Genomic DNA, 16,304 nt, shown 5'->3' with positions numbered 1-16,304 from the left:
CTGAAATCGTTAAGCGTTTGAGTCGAGTCTATTCCGATGAGTTCGAACAAAAAGCGCAAAGATCGGGCGTCAATAATCGATTAAATCGATTTGTTACGGGCGGCCCAATATTTCTCGGCAGTTTCGAAGGCTTGCTCACGGCTCTGGCCGAGGCCGCGCAGGGCCAGTGCCATGGTCGAAATCAACGCCATCTGCGGATAGCTGTCGACTACATCGCCACGCCATACGGCTTGCAAATGCCCGGGATCGAGCGCGGCGGGTTTGACGTGACGCTGCGCCGACAGCTGCGGCCATTCCTCGTCCCAGCTTTCGCCGCCGGTGGTGCCATACAGGTGACTGTCGGCGTCCGGGTTGATCTCGATTTCTCCACCGTCGCCCTTGATCACGATGGCGGTGTCGCCGAGCAAGCCGCTGGCATCGCGATGCACAGCCTGATAACCCGGATGGAAAATGCTTTGCAGGCCGCAGCGCGCGCCCAGTGGATTGAGAATCCGCGTCAGCGAGTGGATCGGTGAGCGCAGACCCAGGGTGTTGCGCAGGTCGATCATCCGTTGCAGTTGCGGCGCCCAGTCCACCAGAGGCATGAACGCCAGGCCGCCGTTGTCCAGCGCCGAGCCGACCTGTTGCCAGGTGCGGCACAGGGGGATCTGCAATTGCGCCAGTAATTGCTCGCTGTACATCCGGCCCGCCGTGTGCGCGCCAGCGCCATGCATGAAGATCCGCACGCCGTTCTGCGCCAGGCATTTGGCTGCCAGCAGGTACCACGGCAAATGGCGCTTCTTGCCGGCGTAGGTCGGCCAGTCCAGATCGACATTCAATGCCGGTGCCTGCAAGCGCTCACGCAAGGCCTCGGTGAACCCGGCCATCTCCTCGGCGCTTTCTTCCTTGTGCCGCAACAGCATCAGGAACGCACCGAGCTGGGTGTCCTCGACCTTGTCGTCGAGCACCATGCCCATGGCTTCGAGGGCTTCGACCCGGGTCAGGTCGCGGGCACCGCGCTTGCCTTTGCCCAGGATCCGGACGAATTGGGCGAACGGATGTTCGGCGGGCGTTTCGAGGGTCAGCGCTGGAAAGTCGGTCATAAGCAATTCGTCGGTTTGGGCAGGCCCGCCAGTTTCGCGGCGAGTTTGGCAGGGGTGCCTTTGAACAGTTGGTTGAGGTGCAGGCTGTTGCCTTTTTCCGGGCCGAGCTTCAATGCGGTGTACTTGATCAGCGGACGTGTCGCCGGTGACAGCTGGAACTCGGCATAGAAGCTGCGCAGCAGTTCGAGGACTTCCCAGTGCGCAGGCGTCAACTCGATGTCTTCGGCGGCCGCCAGGGCACCGGCCACGTCGGCATTCCAGTCACTGAGCTCGACCAGGAAACCGTCCTTGTCCAGTTCGATGGCGCGGGCGCCGACCGTCAGGGAATTCATAGCCAACTGTTTACCTTGTCGTAGTGGATCGTCAGTTCGACGAAGGCCGGGTAATCAATGGCTGTGACCCAGTCAGGGGCTTGAAGCGCCCGGGCCTGGGCATCTTCTGCCAGAACGTAGAGTTTCAGGCCGCTTGCCTGCAGCGTGGTGTAGGGCGCGGTGGCGGGTTGCAGGGCATAGGCGGCGTCACCGGACAGCAGCAAGGCGTCGCCGGCGCCAATCACGCGCAGGCAACTGGTCAGGCGATCGTCGCCGAACGGGGAATGAGACAACACATGCAAAGTCGACATCAGAGGGTGATCACCTGGTCGTAACGGTCAATGAGGGCGGTGATTTGCTGGGCAGTCAGCACCTGGGCTTCTTCCAGCGAGAGAGCGCTGGAATCCAGACCACGTTGCGCGGCGCTGTCGGCACAGAAAAACAACTCTTCGACACCGAACATCGGGAGAGCCTGAAGGTTGGCGCTCAGGTCTTTCTGCTGCAGGGCCTTGGCATCCTGTTGCGCGGCCAGCTGGAACACGCCGTCATCGAGAAACAGCAGGCCGATCGGCAGATCGAAGGCGCCGCCGGCCAGCACGATGTCCAGCGCTTCCCGGGCACCCGGCCCGGACCATGGCGATTGGCGGCTGATGATCAGCAAGGATCTGGCCATCTCAAGCACCTCCGAAACAGATCAGGCGGTCAGCATCCTGCACCGCATCGTGCAACTGGCCGAGGCCGGACAATTCCCAAGGCGCGCCGACGGCAACCGCCTCACGTTGATAGCGCCTGGCTTCTTCTTCGTTCAACACACCACGGCGCAAGGCGGCGGCGATGCACACGACGCCGTCGAGTTGATGGTCGCTGACAAAGGCGCGCCATAGCTTGGGCAAATCCAGTTCATCCTGAGGCGTGACCACGCTGCCGGAGGCGTTGCCGACACCGTCCTGATAGAAAAACAGCCGGACAATCTCATGCCCGCCGGCCAGTGCCGCCTGGGCGAACAGCAGGGCGCGGCGCGAGGAGGGCGCGTGGGCGGCGGAAAATACGGCAATGGCGAACTTCATGGCGGACTCGATCAGCGAAACTGCGGCCATGATAAAGCTTTATCGACGGGGCGGCTAAGTCGAAGTTGCCTGTGCCGGCGCCTTCGCGAGCAAGCCCGCTCCCACAGGAGGACTTACTATCGACACAGAGCCAATGTGGGAGCGGGCTTGCTCGCTAAGGCGGCCTGACCGTCACACCTGAATCAACGCGGCATATAACCCAACTGCCAGCGCCGCGGAATCTTCAACGACAACAGCCCCAGCGCGGCAGCCAGCAGACCACTGGCAAACAACGCCTTGAGCCCCAGGTGATGTTCCAGCACGGCACCGAGTACCGCGCCGGCGAACATGCCCGTCCAGGGGATCAATTGCACGCGCCAGCCATTACGGCGCTCGCCGAGCATCCAGCGGCCCAGCCCGCGACCGAAGCGCGACAGGGCACCGGTCACATAGGTCAGGCCGACCGGCAGGCCATTGACCTCCTCGACGGCCGCATTGAGCATGCCCATGGCGATGATCGCCGCCAGTAGCGCGGGCAATTGCTCGTCGTAAGGCCAGGCGCCGGCAGCGCAGAGCAGGGCGGCGATGCACAGCAGCAACGGCAGCGCCCGCCGTCTGCCGAAACGGCTGACGACGATGCCCAGCGCATTGCCGATGACGAACATGAGCACCAGCAGCAGCAACCGCAGGATCAGCCCCAGGTCACCGACGCTGATGGCGACGGCAAGGCGGGTGGTGTTGCCGCTCATGAAGGAGACGAAGTCGCCCGTTGCCATGAAGCCGATGGCATCGGTCATGCCGGCCAGTACCGAGAGCATGGCCACCAGGCTCAGGCCGATACGCCCGCGCCATTTCTGTGTGTGCAGGTGACCGGGGCTGGCGTGGGTTCTGGAAGCGGAAGGCAGCATCGGCGATGGCACTCCTTGAGCGGTGATTACGGTGTTATTCCATATAAATCGCAATATTCCAGCCAATCCATGCCGGCCATCTCCGCCACTTCCCGGTGCACTTCAAGGCGCCGGGCTTCGTATTCCTCTGGCGTGGCGGCCGTCAGTTGCAGGGTCAACTCCCAGGCGAACAATCCCTGTCGCTCTGCCTCGGCCTCGAACGCTTCATGCAAGCGTTCTTCACGGTACTGCGCCGTGGTTTCGCCCTTGGCTTGAGCCAGCAGCGGATTGAGGTGGTCGAGTTCGACGCGCAATTGCGGGCGTTCGTCGAGAAACTTCTTCAGCGCTTGTTCGTGTTGCAGCTCGGATGCCGCCATGGTCGCTCCTTGAACAGGGATTACGAAGACTGCTTTTTGCTGGCCTTGGCGGCAGCCGCCAGGCATTCGAGGGCAAATTGTTCGGTGTAGGTCATCTGGATCGGCGTGGTTTCGCCCTTGACGGTTCTTTCGCCGTCGAGGATGTAACGGATGCGCTTGTCGGTGACGCCGATTCGCTTGGCGATCCAGGAAGGTGTCTGGCCGATCTGGCTGATCAGCTTGTCGGCATATTCAGTGGTTGGTTTGTAAAACTCGGCGTTGGGTATCATTGGGGTTCCAGTCAGGTATTGATGTGGCGGGATTGGCGCGACAGGGTGCGCGAATCGTCGCGTGGTGTCGCGTTATAAATGCAGTAAAGCAGAACGATACGCCGCGCCACGGTGATACAGTCCGCTTTTTCCTCATGAGTGAATGCAATGCGAATTCTGATGGTGGCGCTGGCCGCTGCCTTGCTGGCGGGATGCGCGGGCTCGGCGATGAACGATGCTCGCACCAAGGCGCCCTACAAGACCCTCAACTCGAGTAAACCGGCCAAGGATGTCGCCCAGTGCGTGCAGTTTTCCTGGCAGGACGAGGTCGTCTTCGGCGTCGACGCCGCTGCCTACCTGGAGCCCGGCGAGAAGGGCGTTACTACCGTTTACACGCGCTCGGCCGAGTCCTTCGTCGACGTGACGACCGACGCCTCGGGAACGGTCCTGAGCTACTACGCCCAGCAGGATGACTTCGTGGCCAAGCGCCGACTGGCGGCGTTGGCGACCTGCCTGTGATCTGAAAATTGATGCATTACCCCTGTGGGAGCGGGCTTGCTCGCGAAAGCGGTGTGTCATTCTAATAGGATGTCGACTGGCACACCGCTTTCGCGAGCAAGCCCGCTCCCACAGGGTTTTGTGCGTTGATCAGTAACTCAGGCGCTTCTGTAAAAAGAAATGCTTGTACCCCGGCGGGTAGTCGGCAATGTGGCCAATCTCGCTATAGCCGCATTTGCTGTAGAACGCCGGGGCCTGGAATTCAAAGGTATCGAGCCACAGCCCGACGCATTGGCGCTCGCGCGCAAGGTCCTCGGCCATCTGCATCAATTTCGTGCCCATGCCTTGTCCCCGCGCCTGTTCCGGCACCGACAACAGATCGATGAACAGCCACTGGTAAAACAGGCGCGCGTACAGGCCGCCGAGGATCTCGTCATTGTCATCGCGAATCAGCAGGGCGACATGCTCAGGCACCGCGCCAGGTACCTTCGAGGCGTTGTAGGCGCGTAACGGCTGCAGGATGGCCTGGCGTTGTTCTTCCGTAGGGTTTTGCGTCAGCTCGATTCGCAGGCTCATGGCTATATCCTTATGGCATTGAAGCGGCAGCCTATCCCGCTTGTCGCGATGGATCCAGCCCCGAAAAGTTGAACCCTCGATCGTGTGCAGCTGTCATTTCTCAGGAAGCCCAAAACGCGCTACTTGAGGAAAAACCGTGAACATTTTTGAAGCCTTGCGCGAAAGCCATGAACGCCAGCGCACTTATGCCAAAGCGCTGATCCGTACCAGCGGCGATACGCCGGAGCGGGTCGAGGCATACAAACAGCTCAAGTCTGAACTGCAAGCCCATGAAACCGCCGAGGAACGTCACTTCTATATACCCTTGATGGAGTTCGACAACGGCATTGATCTGAGCCGCCATGCGATTGCCGAGCATCACGAAATGGATGAAATGATGGAAGAGCTGGATCAGACCGAAATGTCCAGCCCGGCCTGGCTGGCGACCGCGAAAAAGCTGTCGGAGAAAGTTCACCACCACCTTGAGGAGGAAGAGCAGAAGTTCTTCCAGATGGCCGGCAAACTGCTCGACGACAAGCAGAAAGAAAAGCTGGCGGGGCAGTATGAAAAGGAATACCAGGCGCAACTTTCTTGAGCTGCGCGCTGCCGGGTTTCTGCATTTTCACCTAACATGCCTGCCTTCAGGACAAAAACGGGGTGGGTTGTCATGGCGAAGAACACAGCCGAGCGGGTCAACATCGTCGAATCTCAGGTGTTGTCCCACGACTGGTATCTGTTGAAGAAAATCACCTTCGATTACCTGCGCAATAACGGCGACTGGCAGCGTCAAAGCCGGGAAGTCTATGACCGCGGCAATGGTGCGGCGATTCTTTTGTACAACCGGGAAAAGCGCACCGTCGTGCTGACGCGTCAGTTTCGCTTGCCGGTGTTCGTCAACGGTCACGATGGCTTGTTGATCGAGGTGGCCGCCGGCCTGCTGGAGGGGGCTGCGCCCGAAGAACGCATCCGTGACGAAGCCGAGGAAGAGACTGGTTACCGCGTGCACCACGTGCAGAAGGTCTTCGAGGCATACATGAGCCCAGGCTCGGTGACAGAAAAGCTGCACTTCTTCATTGCTCAATACGATGCGTCGTCGAAGGTCAGCGATGGCGGTGGGCTGGAAGAAGAAACCGAGGAACTGGAAGTGCTGGAGTGGACATTCGAGCAAGCGCTGGCAGCATTCGAGCGCGGTGAAATCTGCGACGCCAAGACCATCATGTTGTTGCAGTACGCGGCCATGAAAAACCTCTTCGCGCCCGCGCGCTAGACGACTCCCCGCTTGCAGGCGACAGGACCTCGAGCCTTGCACCGCACTTGCGGCCGTCATCGCCGGCAAGCCAGCTCCCACACAATTGCGGTGTTCGTTGCTCTCGGAGTTTGACGCAGATCTGTAGGAGCCGGCTTGCTGGCGATTGGATCACAAGCCTTGCATCCCACCCCAGGCCACCATCGCTGGCAAGCCTGGTCTTGCGAATCAGAAACCCGGCAGGCGCGAGGTTCCAGGCCACAGTCCGCCTTCAAGGGTGAGCAGCAATTGCTTGGCCTCAAGCCCCCCGGCAAACCCGGTCAGCTTGCCCGAGGCGCCAATCACCCGGTGACAGGGCGCCACGATCGAAATCGGATTCTTGCCATTCGCCGCACCCACCGCGCGGACCGCCGCCGGGTTGCCGATCTGTTCGGCGATCTGGCTGTAGCTGCGCGTCTCACCGAACGGGATGGTCAGCAGCGCCGCCCAGACCTTCTTCTGAAACTCCGTCCCGACAAAGTCCAGCTCCAGGTCGAAGCAATGGCGGGTACCGGCAAAATATTCGCGCAACTGCCCTGCGGTGCGGATCAGCACCGGATCGTCCGGCGCCTCGCGCATTGGTCCGAGCCGCACCCGCCCGGGTTTGTCGTTTTCCCAGAGGATGGCCGCCAGTCGTGAACCGTTCGCCACCAGCTTCAGTTCGCCGACCGCAGACGCAAAGGTGGTGCAGGTGTAGGTCATGCCGCAGGCCGCGCCGAATTGCTGAACAGCTGTCAAGCATACCGCCTCGAAGGGGAGGCGCAATACGCAAAGCCGACCATACTTGCCTACTGCTCCTCAAGCGCTCCCCTGTTCAATAACAAGAAGAGACCGACTCAATGAAGTACGAACCTTTTTCCAAATCGCTGATTGCGACCTCATTGGCGCTCAGCTGCCTGACGGCCCATGCGGCCTCCGTAGCCCCGGTTGCCGGCGAAAACGGCATGGTGGTCACCGCCCAGCATCTGGCCAGCCATGTTGGCGTGGATGTGCTGAAGAACGGCGGCAACGCTGTGGATGCCGCCGTGGCTGTGGGTTATGCGCTGGCGGTGGTTTACCCTGCGGCCGGTAACCTCGGTGGCGGTGGTTTCATGACCATCCAGCTCGCGGACGGACGCAAGACTTTCCTCGATTTCCGCGAAAAGGCCCCACTGGCCGCCACCGCGAACATGTACCTCGACAAAGAGGGCAATGTAGTCCCGGACCTGAGTACCCGTGGCCACCTGGCGGTCGGCGTGCCGGGCACGGTGTCGGGCATGGAACTGGCATTGTCCAAGTACGGCACCAAGCCACGTAAAGAGGTGATCGCCCCGGCCATCAAGCTCGCCGAAGACGGTTTCGTGCTCGAACAGGGTGACGTCGAACTGCTGGAATACGCCACCGACGTGTTCAAGAAAGACATCAAGGATTCCGGCTCGATCTTCCTCAGCAACGGCGAACCGATGCAGGTCGGGCAGAAACTGGTGCAGAAGGACTTGGGCAAAACCCTGCGGGAAATCTCCGAAAAAGGCACTGATGGTTTCTACAAAGGCTGGGTCGCCGACGCCATCGTCACTTCAAGCCAGGCCAACAAGGGCATCATCACCCAGGCTGACCTCGACAAATACAAGACCCGCGAACTGGCGCCGATCGAGTGCGATTACCGTGGCTACCACGTGGTCTCGGCACCGCCACCGAGCTCCGGGGGCGTGGTGATCTGCCAGATCATGAATATCCTCGAAGGCTATCCAATGAAGGAATTGGGCTATCACTCGGCCCAGGGCATGCACTATCAGATCGAAGCGATGCGCCATGCCTACGTGGATCGCAACAGCTACCTCGGCGACCCGGATTTCGTGAAGAACCCGATCGCCCACCTGCTGGACAAAAACTACGCGACCAAGCTCCGTGAGGCGATCAATCCGCAGAAGGCCGCGGTATCCAGCGAGCTCAAACCGGGCGTAGCACCCCACGAAGGCAGCAACACCACCCACTATTCGATCGTCGACAAATGGGGCAACGCGGTGTCGGTGACCTATACCCTCAACGACTGGTTCGGCGCCGGGGTCATGGCCAGCAAGACCGGGGTCATCCTCAACGATGAAATGGACGACTTCACCTCGAAAATCGGCGTGCCGAACATGTACGGCCTGGTTCAGGGCGAAGCCAACGCCATCGCCCCGGGCAAGGCGCCGCTGTCGTCCATGAGCCCGACCATCGTCACCAAGGACGGCAAAGTGGTGATGGTGGTGGGCACCCCAGGCGGCAGCCGGATCATCACCGCAACCTTGCTGACCATGCTCAACGTGATCGACTATGGCATGAACATTCAGGAAGCGGTCGACGCGCCGCGTTTCCACCAGCAATGGCTGCCGGAGGAAACCAACCTGGAGTTGTTCACCACCAGTCCCGATACGGTGAAGTTGCTGGAAAGCTGGGGCCACAAGTTTGCCGGTCCCCAGGACGCCAACCACCTGGCGGCGATCCTCGTCGGCGCACCGTCCCTGGAGGGCAAGCCGGTGGGCAAGAACCGCTTCTACGGGGCCAACGATCCACGGCGTAACACCGGGCTGTCGCTGGGTTATTGAGGCTTGTGTTTAAAAGGGGCGGCCCTATGGTCGTCCCCCTGTTCAACGACACTTCAAGGAGGAATCATGGCCACCGCGCTGCTTGTCATCGACGTCCAGCAGGCTCTGAGCTGCGGCGAATACGAGTGTTTCGACATCGCCCGGGTCATCAATACGATCAACGACCTGTCTGCCCGGGTGCGCAAGGCCGGGTTGCCGGTAGTGTTGATCCAGCACGAGGAAGAGGGCGGTCCTTTCACCCATCAAACGCCCGGCTGGCAACTGGCCGAAGGGCTGCAAACCGCAGCCGGTGACCTGCGTGTACGCAAGACCACCGGGGATTCGTTCTACCAGACCAATCTGCAGAAACTGCTGCCCGCGCAGGACTTCGAACGCCTGATCATCTGCGGTCTGCAAACCGACTATTGCGTCAACGCCACGGTGCCCCAGGCCTTGAAACTGGGTTACGACGTGGTGCTGGCGGCCGACGCGCACTCGACCATGGACAACGGCACCCTCACCGCCGAAGACATCATCGCCGAACACAGCAAGGACCTGGCACACCTGACCGGTTCGGTGGCGCGCATCGATGTGATACCCGCCCAAGACATCCACTTCTGAATCACCGCAATCCCCCCTACACGGGGGTGGACGTTGTTGCTGCGGCTGTGGCATGTTCGAAAAATCACGTCATGTAGCCAGCAGGATCAAAATAATGGGGGAGGGTGACAAGGTCAGCGCAACGATGCCAATGACCACGCTAAAGGCGTTCAACCGCTGTGTATTGCACCTGGGCCAGTTGGCGCGCGATGGCGGTGCCTGCGGGTTCATCGCCGATGGCCTGCAGTCGTTCGCAGAGCTTGTGCCTTTCACCTCTGCCTGGTGGGGCGAAATGTCCACACCGGGGGTCGATGTTCCCCCGCAAAGCTGGATGCACGGGCGCATCAACCTGCCCGAATCCTTTGCCGCCGAATGGCATCCAGTGGCGGCCAACGACAAATTTTCCCACGACACCCTGAGCCAACCCGGCGAGGTGTTGCGCGACACCGGCTTCAACGACCCGTGCGAAGCGGTTAACGACTTCGCCCGGCGCTACGATCTTTTTCACCTGATGTGCGTCACCTACGAGTTGCCTGAAAGCGGTCTGATGTTCTTCGTCTGTCTCTACCGGGGCGAGCACGAACAGGCCTTCGATGAAATCGAGGCGCAGCTGTTTTCGGCTTTCTGCGATCACCTGTTCCAGTCATGGCGGTTTCAGGTGCAGGACATGATTCGCTTCGACACCGGCAACGGCGCCAGCGATTTCGGTGTCGCGCGCAGGGATGGCAGCCTGCTGTTTGTCGGCGCCCACCTGTGCGCCGCGATCCAGCGCGAGGTACCCGGCTGGAGCGGCTCGATGCTACCGGCGCAGGTGATCGCGCAACTGCACAAGGCACCCTGCGTGACTCGTTTGGGCCGCTGCGCGCTGACCCTGAGCTCCAACGCCGAACACGTCATCCTGTCCCTCGAAGCCCCCACCGGCGGGGAGGGCCTGGCACCGCGGGAGCGCACCGCAGCCATGCTGTTCGCCGCGGGCCACTCCTACAAGGAAATCGCCAAGCTACTCGCCCTGAGCCCTGCCACCGTGCGCACCTACCTGCGCAATTGCTACTTGCAGCTGGGGGTGAAAAGCAAGGTGGAGCTGGGCTCTGCGCTGCGTTTACCGAACTCGCCAGCGGAGTTTGCACGCAAGGATTGAATGTCGCGGATTGTGAACTGCTGCGATTGATTCTGTGGTTTATCAGTCCAATTGCCTATCAGTTCTGATAGTTCCAGTCGTGGGTAAAGTATTTGATACTCATCTCCTTCAGCTTTGGTTCTGAAGGAGTAGACGCTCATGACCTGTCCACCTGAAGCGATTCTGCGCAAATATCAGTACGACGCATTGGATCGACTTGCCAGCGATACACTGACGGATATTTCCGTGCGGAAGCGCTTTTACTGTCGTAGTCGTTTGTCTACCGAAGTACAAGGAGCTGTTACCTATTCACTGTTCCAAAGTGGTGATCAGTTGTTGGCGCAACAGCGATTTCACGGCGCGATACGTGAAGCCATATTAATAGCCACTGATCAGCAACGTTCGGTTTTGCGTAGCGTTGATGTCAATGCGCCCGAAGCCAGTGCCTATACGCCCTATGGCCATCGCTCTGGTAGAGATGAGTTTACCAGTCTGCTGGCATTCAACGGCGAATGGCGGGATGCATTGACTGGGCACTATTTGTTGGGCAACGGGTATCGGGCGTTTAATCCGGTGTTGATGCGGTTTAACAGTTCGGACAGTTTCAGTCCGTTTGGGAAGGGGGGAGTGAATGGGTATGCCTATTGTCAGGGGGATCCGATCAACAATAGCGATCCGACTGGGCATATGATTTTGCCAAGCAGAGTTAAAACGTTGGTCTCGGGGTGGTTAGGGAAAGTCAGAGCCAACTTGCGTGTTCGAGTCGGAGAGTCAATGCATAATTATTACTCTGTCGGGCCAGCCGCGATCAAGGAACTGGGTATTCGCACAATAAACCCACTCGATCCGATGTCTGGACCAGGCAATAAACTAGGGAGTTATTCAACGAGGTACGCTGATGAACCGGGAGTCAGATACCAAGAATACAGCTCCGGCGTGACCCGCAGCACAGTGCTTGATCCAACACCAGCCCAAGTACTGTTCGATGCTACACCAGGCTCAGAACTTGATCGCATTTATATGAACCCGCGACATCCGCAGCACCTAGAAGTACACCATGTGCATCAGCGAAGTTCCCAAAGAAATATTAGCAATCATTTATCTGTTCCGAACCCAGCCACGACCAATACTAATGGAATTCGTGAACCTAGCCTTGTATTTGCGCGAATTGATAGCGGGCTGGGGGGTGATATCCCAGGTGTTATGCCAAGCCAGTTGCTTCGTAGGATCACGTCTGGACGTATACCGGGCGTATCCCCAGCAGCAATACAGCGGCGATACCCTCAGTTTTTTTTCCGCTGAAATTTTCAGAGTAATGGAGGGTCGGGCTCGCCAGTAATAGTGCTTTATACCCACTTGTGCAAATTTGAGCCGGAGGGTTGCCACCTTTGCATAACCATACTATTTACCCGACCCTCCTCATTTGCAGAGGTCCATTCCAACGCTGCGCCCTATAGGGTAGGCCCTGTCAATCAAGGGCTTGCGCAGTCGCTTGCGGCCGTTTCAAAACAATAGGAACAGTGTTGGCCAAGCTGGCGCTGCAGGCCATTGCGCAAACCGCTACTTCCCGATTCGCCCAATAATAATCAGAGAGCGTTCCGATGCAGCGATTCATTCCCAATCTGTTGGCCGCCGCGCTGGCCTTGTCCTCGGTGCACGCCATGGCGGCCGCGGACCTTGTGCTGTTCAACGGCAAGGTATTCACCGCCGAACCCGGTCAAGGACTGGTACAGGCCGTCGCGGTGCAAGACGGCAAGATTCTGAAAGTGGGCAGCGATGCCGAAATCAATGCCCTGGCCGATGCCAGTACCCAGCGCATCGACCTGGCGGGCAAAGTGTTGATGCCGGGCATGATCGATACCCACAGCCATCCCGTCTCGGGCGCTTTCGACAGCATGAAGGCCAACCTGCTGGACGAGGTCAAACCCTTGCCGGAACTGGAGCAATGGCTGATCGAAGAAGACAAGGCCGGGCGTGCCCGGTCCGGTGATGTGATCAGCGTGGCCGGGGTCAGTTCGGCCTACTGGGAGAAAAGCCGTGAGCTCGGCAAAGTGTTCAACCAGGGGCGCTGGGCGGATCAACCGATTGTCTTTGGCGGCATCGACGGCCACACCGGTTGGGCCAACAACGCGATGCTCAAGCGTCTGAACATCGACGCGGCACTGGTCAAGAGCCTGCCGGAGAAAGAGCGCAGCTTCGTCGGCCATGAAGCGGACTTCACCCCTAACGGATACTTCGCCGAATCGCGCTGGGACGTGGTGCGCAACGGTATTCCGGCGCCCAGCCCGGAGGCCATGCTCAAGGCCGCTCGCGAGGCGGTGAAGATCAACAATCAATTCGGTGTCACCGCCTGGATGGATGCGGCGGCGAACGGTGGCAGTGAAGATTCGCTGTTCGACTTCCATGCCACCGCCGAAAGTGTCGGCGTGCTGCCGCTGTACAAGGAGCTGGCGCAGAACGGCGAACTCAGCGCCCACGTCGCCGCGTTGATGGTCACCAATCCGAAGAGCAAACCCGCCGACCTGGAGGTGATCGCCACGGTGATGAAGCAATTCGAGGGCGTGCCTAACCTGACGTTCCCCGGCGTCAAGATATTTGTCGACGGTATTCTCGAGTTCCCGGGGCAAACAGCGGCGGTCGTGGTGCCGTACAAGAACAGCCACAAGGACGGTCAACTGCTGACCGACCCGGCGCATTTCGGCGAACTGGTCGTGGCGGCAGAAAAACGCGGCTGGATCGTGCACATGCACGCCGTCGGCGACCGCGCGGTGCGTGAAGCGCTCAATGGCGTGGCGTATGCGCGCAAGCTCAGTCCGACGCCCGTACCCCACAGCGTCGCGCACCTGCAACTGGTCAATCCCAAGGAGTTTCCACGCTTCAAGGAACTGGGCGTGATCGCTTCGATGCAACTTCTGTGGGCCACCGGCGAGTCTTACACCGTTGAACTGGTCAAGCCTTACATCAGCGCCTTTGCCTACGGTTACCAGTATCCCGCGCGGTCCTTGCAAAACGCCGGCGCGACGATTGCCGGTGGCAGCGACTGGCCGGTGTCGAGCGCCAACCCGTTCAACGCCATTGCCCAGGCCAGCACGCGCAAAGGTCCGTTGGGCGTACTCAATGCCAAGGAAAGCATCGACCGTCAGACCATGTTCTACGCCTACACCATCAACGCGGCGAAAACCCTGCGCCTGGAGCAGCAGATCGGTTCGCTGGCACCGGGCAAGCAGGCCGACCTGATCATCCTCGACCGCGACGTGTTCAAGGTCAGCGATGACGAACTGTTCGAAACAAAAGTCCTGAACACCTTCTTCGCCGGTAAGCAGGTCTACGCCCCCGCGTCCTGACCTGCGTACACCCGACACTTTTAAAAAAACGGCCAGCCCCTCGTAGCGCGAGGGGCCTGGCTTGGCCATGCCTGAAATTCCCCGTACGCCATAACAACAAGAGAACTGTATGAACGCACTTTCAGCATTGACCCTCGCAGCACTCGCGCTGGCCCCCTTGACCAGCCAGGCCCTGACCCTCAACGATGATTTCAGCCTGGAGATGACCCTGGGCGTCGTCAGCGATTACCGCACCCGGGGCATCTCGCAGACTCTGGGGGATCCGGCAGTGCAGGGCGGCGCAACGCTGCTGCACAGCAGCGGCCTGTACATTGGCGCCTGGACCTCCAACGTCGATTTCGGCGGCGGCTTCGACACTCGTCAGGAACTTGAGTACTACGCCGGTTACTACTGGCAGGCCACGGACGCCATCAGCCTGGATCTGGGTTACATCAAGTACGACTACCCGAAAAATGCCGAATTCAACCTCAGCGAGGTCTACGCCGTCCTCGACCTGTACGGCGTAAAGCTGGGTGCCTATTACTCCAAGGACACGCCGAACTTCTTCGGCGAGGACCAGGACACCCTTTACACCTACCTGGGCTACAAAATCGATTTGCCGGCCGAAGTCGGCCTGGACCTGCGCTTTGGGCGCAACGATGTGAATGACCCCGCGTTCTGGTCCGCCAGTGGCGATAGCCGTGAGTCTTACTACGAGTGGGAAGCCAAGCTGACCCGCGACTTCGTCGGCGTGACCTGGGGGCTGAGCTATGTCGACACTGACCTGTCGAAAAGCGAGTGCAGCAGTTGGTACGGCTATAACGACCTTTGCTCGGCAACGGTCGTAGCCAGCGCAACCAAGACCTTTTAAATTCCGTCCCTGACAACAAAAACAGTTCCACAAAGGAAACACCGTCATGAGTGCGCAACGCAGTCCCCTGATCGAGACCCGCTCGATCGATTTCATTCCCGAGGCTGAGCGACACGGCAGTCTCTACAGCCAGTTCACCCTGTGGCTCGGCGCCAACCTGCAAATCACCGCCATCGTCACCGGCGCCTTGGCCGTGGTGCTGGGCGGCGATGTGTTCTGGTCGCTGATCGGCTTGCTGATCGGGCAAGTGCTCGGCGGTGCCGTGGTGGCGCTTCACGCAGCGCAAGGGCCGAAGCTCGGTTTACCGCAGATGATCTCCAGCCGCGTGCAATTCGGCGTGTATGGCGCGGCGATCCCGATTGTCCTGGTGTGCCTGATGTACCTGGGTTTCAGCGCCACTGGCGCGGTGCTGTCGGGGCAGGCGATCGCGCAGTTGATCAGTGTCAGCGACAGCACCGGCATCCTGATCTTCGCGGCGAGCATCGCGTTCCTGACGATCTTCGGTTATCGGGTGATTCACCTGGTCGGGCGAGTGACCAGCGTGCTGGGCATCATCGCCTTCGCCTATCTGTTCACCCGGTTGATGAGCCTCAACGACATCGGGCTGCTGCTCGACAATCGTCATTTTGGCTGGAGCACCTTCCTGCTGGCGGTTTCGCTCTCGGCATCCTGGCAGATCGCCTTCGGCCCCTACGTGGCGGACTACTCGCGCTACCTGCCGAGCAAGACTTCGTCCTGGAAAACCTTTACCGCCGTGGGCCTCGGCACAGTGCTGGGGGCTCAGACTTCGATGGTGCTGGGGGTGTTCGCCGCCGCATTGGCAGGGGCCAGTTTCCGTGGACACGAAGTGGCGACCATTGTCGGTCTGGGCAGTAGCGGTGTGATCGCGTCCTTGCTGTACCTGAGCATCGTGTTCGGCAAGGTCACAGTGTCCACCCTCAACGCCTACGGCAGTTTCATGTGCATCGCCACCATCATCAGTGGCTTTCGTCGTCGCCTGGAAATCACCGCCCGCCAGCGCATGCTGTTTGTGCTGCTGATCGTCGCGGCGTCCACCGCGCTGGCATTGCTGGGGCAGTACTCGTTCCTCAACTCGTTCAAGTACTTCATCCTGTTTTTGCTGACGTTCTTCACCCCGTGGAGCGCGATCAACCTGGTGGATTACTACTTCATCAACAAGGAGCGTTACGACATTGCGGCACTGTCCGACCCGAACGGGCGCTACGGTCGCTGGAACGTGCTGGGGATCAGCGTGTACGTGATCGGCGTGTTGATCCAGTTGCCCTTTGTCGACACCCATTTCTACTCCGGGCCGATGGTTGCGCAGTTGGGCGGCGTGGATATTTCCTGGATCGTCGGGCTGCTGGTGCCGGGTGTGATCTATTACGCGCTGGCCAAGCCATCGATGGCTGCCGTGGCGGTCGAGCGCGGTTAATACCGGCAAGCACGGCTAGCTCTTGTAGTCAGGGGCTGCCTGTGGCGAGGGGGCTTGCCTGTGGCGAGGGGGCTTGCCCCCGCTGGACTGCGCAGCAGGCCCAAGTTTTTTGGGGCCGCTGCG

General features: G+C 59.9%; 20 protein-coding genes. 10 read left to right on the top strand and 10 right to left on the bottom strand.

Annotated elements, in window-relative coordinates; genetic code table 11:
• Window positions 1–80: 80 nt before the first annotated feature.
• The 8 genes from AC07OG_RS18300 to AC07OG_RS18265 form a co-directional block, all read right to left on the bottom strand.
• Window positions 81–1,082, bottom strand: coding sequence for a glycosyl transferase family protein (locus tag AC07OG_RS18300; protein ID WP_495067696.1), 1,002 nt, complete (start codon window positions 1,080–1,082; stop codon window positions 81–83).
• The gene (locus AC07OG_RS18295; RefSeq protein WP_060543578.1) at window positions 1,079–1,414 is read right to left on the bottom strand and encodes a TusE/DsrC/DsvC family sulfur relay protein; all 336 of its coding nucleotides are present in this window, start codon (window positions 1,412–1,414) and stop codon (window positions 1,079–1,081) included. The genes AC07OG_RS18300 and AC07OG_RS18295 overlap by 4 nt, the downstream gene beginning before the upstream one ends.
• Window positions 1,411–1,704, bottom strand: coding sequence for a sulfurtransferase complex subunit TusB (tusB, locus tag AC07OG_RS18290; protein ID WP_495067695.1), 294 nt, complete (start codon window positions 1,702–1,704; stop codon window positions 1,411–1,413). The genes AC07OG_RS18295 and tusB overlap by 4 nt, the downstream gene beginning before the upstream one ends.
• Entirely contained in the window at window positions 1,704–2,066 is a 363-nt protein-coding gene (tusC, locus tag AC07OG_RS18285) for a sulfurtransferase complex subunit TusC (protein WP_060543580.1), read from the bottom strand. Before tusC ends, tusB begins: the two co-directional genes overlap by 1 nt.
• A 1-nt stretch (window position 2,067) precedes the next feature.
• Window positions 2,068–2,460, bottom strand: a complete 393-nt coding sequence (gene tusD, locus AC07OG_RS18280; protein ID WP_495067743.1) for a sulfurtransferase complex subunit TusD — start codon at window positions 2,458–2,460, stop codon at window positions 2,068–2,070.
• A 182-nt stretch (window positions 2,461–2,642) separates the two neighbouring features.
• Entirely contained in the window at window positions 2,643–3,347 is a 705-nt protein-coding gene (locus tag AC07OG_RS18275; protein WP_495067694.1) for a YoaK family protein, read from the bottom strand.
• Between the two features lie 26 nt (window positions 3,348–3,373).
• Window positions 3,374–3,703, bottom strand: coding sequence for a DUF6388 family protein (locus AC07OG_RS18270; protein ID WP_495067693.1), 330 nt, complete (start codon window positions 3,701–3,703; stop codon window positions 3,374–3,376).
• Window positions 3,704–3,723: 20 nt separating this feature from the next.
• Window positions 3,724–3,972, bottom strand: coding sequence for a hypothetical protein (locus AC07OG_RS18265; protein WP_056854591.1), 249 nt, complete (start codon window positions 3,970–3,972; stop codon window positions 3,724–3,726).
• Window positions 3,973–4,119: 147 nt separating this feature from the next.
• Between AC07OG_RS18265 and AC07OG_RS18260 the strand changes: the two genes are divergently transcribed.
• Window positions 4,120–4,470: a hypothetical protein gene (locus AC07OG_RS18260; RefSeq protein WP_495067692.1), complete on the top strand. Its 351-nt coding sequence runs from the start codon at window positions 4,120–4,122 to the stop codon at window positions 4,468–4,470.
• A 129-nt stretch (window positions 4,471–4,599) separates the two neighbouring features.
• Here the strand turns inward: AC07OG_RS18260 and AC07OG_RS18255 are convergent, their stop codons facing one another.
• The gene (locus AC07OG_RS18255) at window positions 4,600–5,025 is read right to left on the bottom strand and encodes a GNAT family N-acetyltransferase (RefSeq protein ID WP_495067691.1); all 426 of its coding nucleotides are present in this window, start codon (window positions 5,023–5,025) and stop codon (window positions 4,600–4,602) included.
• Between the two features lie 136 nt (window positions 5,026–5,161).
• Here AC07OG_RS18255 and AC07OG_RS18250 point away from each other — a divergent pair, with 136 nt between their 5' ends.
• Entirely contained in the window at window positions 5,162–5,599 is a 438-nt protein-coding gene (locus AC07OG_RS18250; RefSeq protein WP_060543585.1) for a hemerythrin domain-containing protein, read from the top strand.
• Between the two features lie 72 nt (window positions 5,600–5,671).
• Window positions 5,672–6,271, top strand: coding sequence for an NUDIX domain-containing protein (locus AC07OG_RS18245; RefSeq protein WP_495067690.1), 600 nt, complete (start codon window positions 5,672–5,674; stop codon window positions 6,269–6,271).
• Window positions 6,272–6,478: 207 nt separating this feature from the next.
• On the opposite strand, the gene AC07OG_RS18240 is transcribed toward AC07OG_RS18245, so the two are convergent.
• On the bottom strand, window positions 6,479–6,991 hold the full coding sequence (locus AC07OG_RS18240; RefSeq protein WP_218425068.1) for a methylated-DNA--[protein]-cysteine S-methyltransferase: 513 nt from the start codon (window positions 6,989–6,991) through the stop codon (window positions 6,479–6,481).
• 137 nt (window positions 6,992–7,128) lie between these two features.
• Here AC07OG_RS18240 and ggt point away from each other — a divergent pair, with 137 nt between their 5' ends.
• The 7 genes from ggt to AC07OG_RS18205 all read left to right on the top strand — a co-directional run bounded on the left by ggt (window position 7,129) and on the right by AC07OG_RS18205 (window position 16,181).
• Window positions 7,129–8,856, top strand: coding sequence for a gamma-glutamyltransferase (ggt, locus tag AC07OG_RS18235; RefSeq protein WP_218424989.1), 1,728 nt, complete (start codon window positions 7,129–7,131; stop codon window positions 8,854–8,856).
• Window positions 8,857–8,922: 66 nt separating this feature from the next.
• Window positions 8,923–9,456, top strand: a complete 534-nt coding sequence (locus AC07OG_RS18230) for a cysteine hydrolase family protein (protein ID WP_495067689.1) — start codon at window positions 8,923–8,925, stop codon at window positions 9,454–9,456.
• Between the two features lie 94 nt (window positions 9,457–9,550).
• Complete coding sequence (locus AC07OG_RS18225; protein WP_218424987.1) at window positions 9,551–10,573, top strand: helix-turn-helix transcriptional regulator; 1,023 nt, start codon at window positions 9,551–9,553, stop codon at window positions 10,571–10,573.
• A 138-nt stretch (window positions 10,574–10,711) separates the two neighbouring features.
• Window positions 10,712–11,854: an RHS repeat-associated core domain-containing protein gene (locus tag AC07OG_RS18220; protein ID WP_082457617.1), complete on the top strand. Its 1,143-nt coding sequence runs from the start codon at window positions 10,712–10,714 to the stop codon at window positions 11,852–11,854.
• Window positions 11,855–12,153: 299 nt separating this feature from the next.
• Window positions 12,154–13,896: an amidohydrolase gene (locus AC07OG_RS18215; protein WP_495067688.1), complete on the top strand. Its 1,743-nt coding sequence runs from the start codon at window positions 12,154–12,156 to the stop codon at window positions 13,894–13,896.
• A gap of 109 nt (window positions 13,897–14,005) precedes the next feature.
• A complete protein-coding gene (locus tag AC07OG_RS18210; RefSeq protein ID WP_218424986.1) occupies window positions 14,006–14,746 on the top strand; it encodes a TorF family putative porin in 741 nt (246 codons plus the stop codon).
• Between the two features lie 46 nt (window positions 14,747–14,792).
• Window positions 14,793–16,181: a purine-cytosine permease family protein gene (locus AC07OG_RS18205; protein WP_060543593.1), complete on the top strand. Its 1,389-nt coding sequence runs from the start codon at window positions 14,793–14,795 to the stop codon at window positions 16,179–16,181.
• The last annotated feature ends 123 nt before the right edge of the window (window positions 16,182–16,304 follow it).

The organism is Pseudomonas sp. GW821-FHT09H03, assembly GCF_059415945.1.
The sequence above is the reverse complement of the archived record's forward strand: the minus strand, read 5'-3'. Positions and strand labels throughout refer to the sequence as shown.

Coding starts and splice junctions, on each gene's coding strand:
- AC07OG_RS18300 (WP_495067696.1), bottom strand. CDS start 1,082: ATGACCGACTTTCCAGCGCTGACCCTCGAAACGCCCGCCGAACATCCG.
- AC07OG_RS18295 (WP_060543578.1), bottom strand. CDS start 1,414: ATGAATTCCCTGACGGTCGGCGCCCGCGCCATCGAACTGGACAAGGAC.
- tusB (WP_495067695.1), bottom strand. CDS start 1,704: ATGTCGACTTTGCATGTGTTGTCTCATTCCCCGTTCGGCGACGATCGC.
- tusC (WP_060543580.1), bottom strand. CDS start 2,066: ATGGCCAGATCCTTGCTGATCATCAGCCGCCAATCGCCATGGTCCGGG.
- tusD (WP_495067743.1), bottom strand. CDS start 2,460: ATGAAGTTCGCCATTGCCGTATTTTCCGCCGCCCACGCGCCCTCCTCG.
- AC07OG_RS18275 (WP_495067694.1), bottom strand. CDS start 3,347: ATGCTGCCTTCCGCTTCCAGAACCCACGCCAGCCCCGGTCACCTGCAC.
- AC07OG_RS18270 (WP_495067693.1), bottom strand. CDS start 3,703: ATGGCGGCATCCGAGCTGCAACACGAACAAGCGCTGAAGAAGTTTCTC.
- AC07OG_RS18265 (WP_056854591.1), bottom strand. CDS start 3,972: ATGATACCCAACGCCGAGTTTTACAAACCAACCACTGAATATGCCGAC.
- AC07OG_RS18260 (WP_495067692.1), top strand. CDS start 4,120: ATGCGAATTCTGATGGTGGCGCTGGCCGCTGCCTTGCTGGCGGGATGC.
- AC07OG_RS18255 (WP_495067691.1), bottom strand. CDS start 5,025: ATGAGCCTGCGAATCGAGCTGACGCAAAACCCTACGGAAGAACAACGC.
- AC07OG_RS18245 (WP_495067690.1), top strand. CDS start 5,672: ATGGCGAAGAACACAGCCGAGCGGGTCAACATCGTCGAATCTCAGGTG.
- AC07OG_RS18240 (WP_218425068.1), bottom strand. CDS start 6,991: ATGACCTACACCTGCACCACCTTTGCGTCTGCGGTCGGCGAACTGAAG.
- ggt (WP_218424989.1), top strand. CDS start 7,129: ATGAAGTACGAACCTTTTTCCAAATCGCTGATTGCGACCTCATTGGCG.
- AC07OG_RS18230 (WP_495067689.1), top strand. CDS start 8,923: ATGGCCACCGCGCTGCTTGTCATCGACGTCCAGCAGGCTCTGAGCTGC.
- AC07OG_RS18225 (WP_218424987.1), top strand. CDS start 9,551: ATGGGGGAGGGTGACAAGGTCAGCGCAACGATGCCAATGACCACGCTA.
- AC07OG_RS18220 (WP_082457617.1), top strand. CDS start 10,712: ATGACCTGTCCACCTGAAGCGATTCTGCGCAAATATCAGTACGACGCA.
- AC07OG_RS18215 (WP_495067688.1), top strand. CDS start 12,154: ATGCAGCGATTCATTCCCAATCTGTTGGCCGCCGCGCTGGCCTTGTCC.
- AC07OG_RS18210 (WP_218424986.1), top strand. CDS start 14,006: ATGAACGCACTTTCAGCATTGACCCTCGCAGCACTCGCGCTGGCCCCC.
- AC07OG_RS18205 (WP_060543593.1), top strand. CDS start 14,793: ATGAGTGCGCAACGCAGTCCCCTGATCGAGACCCGCTCGATCGATTTC.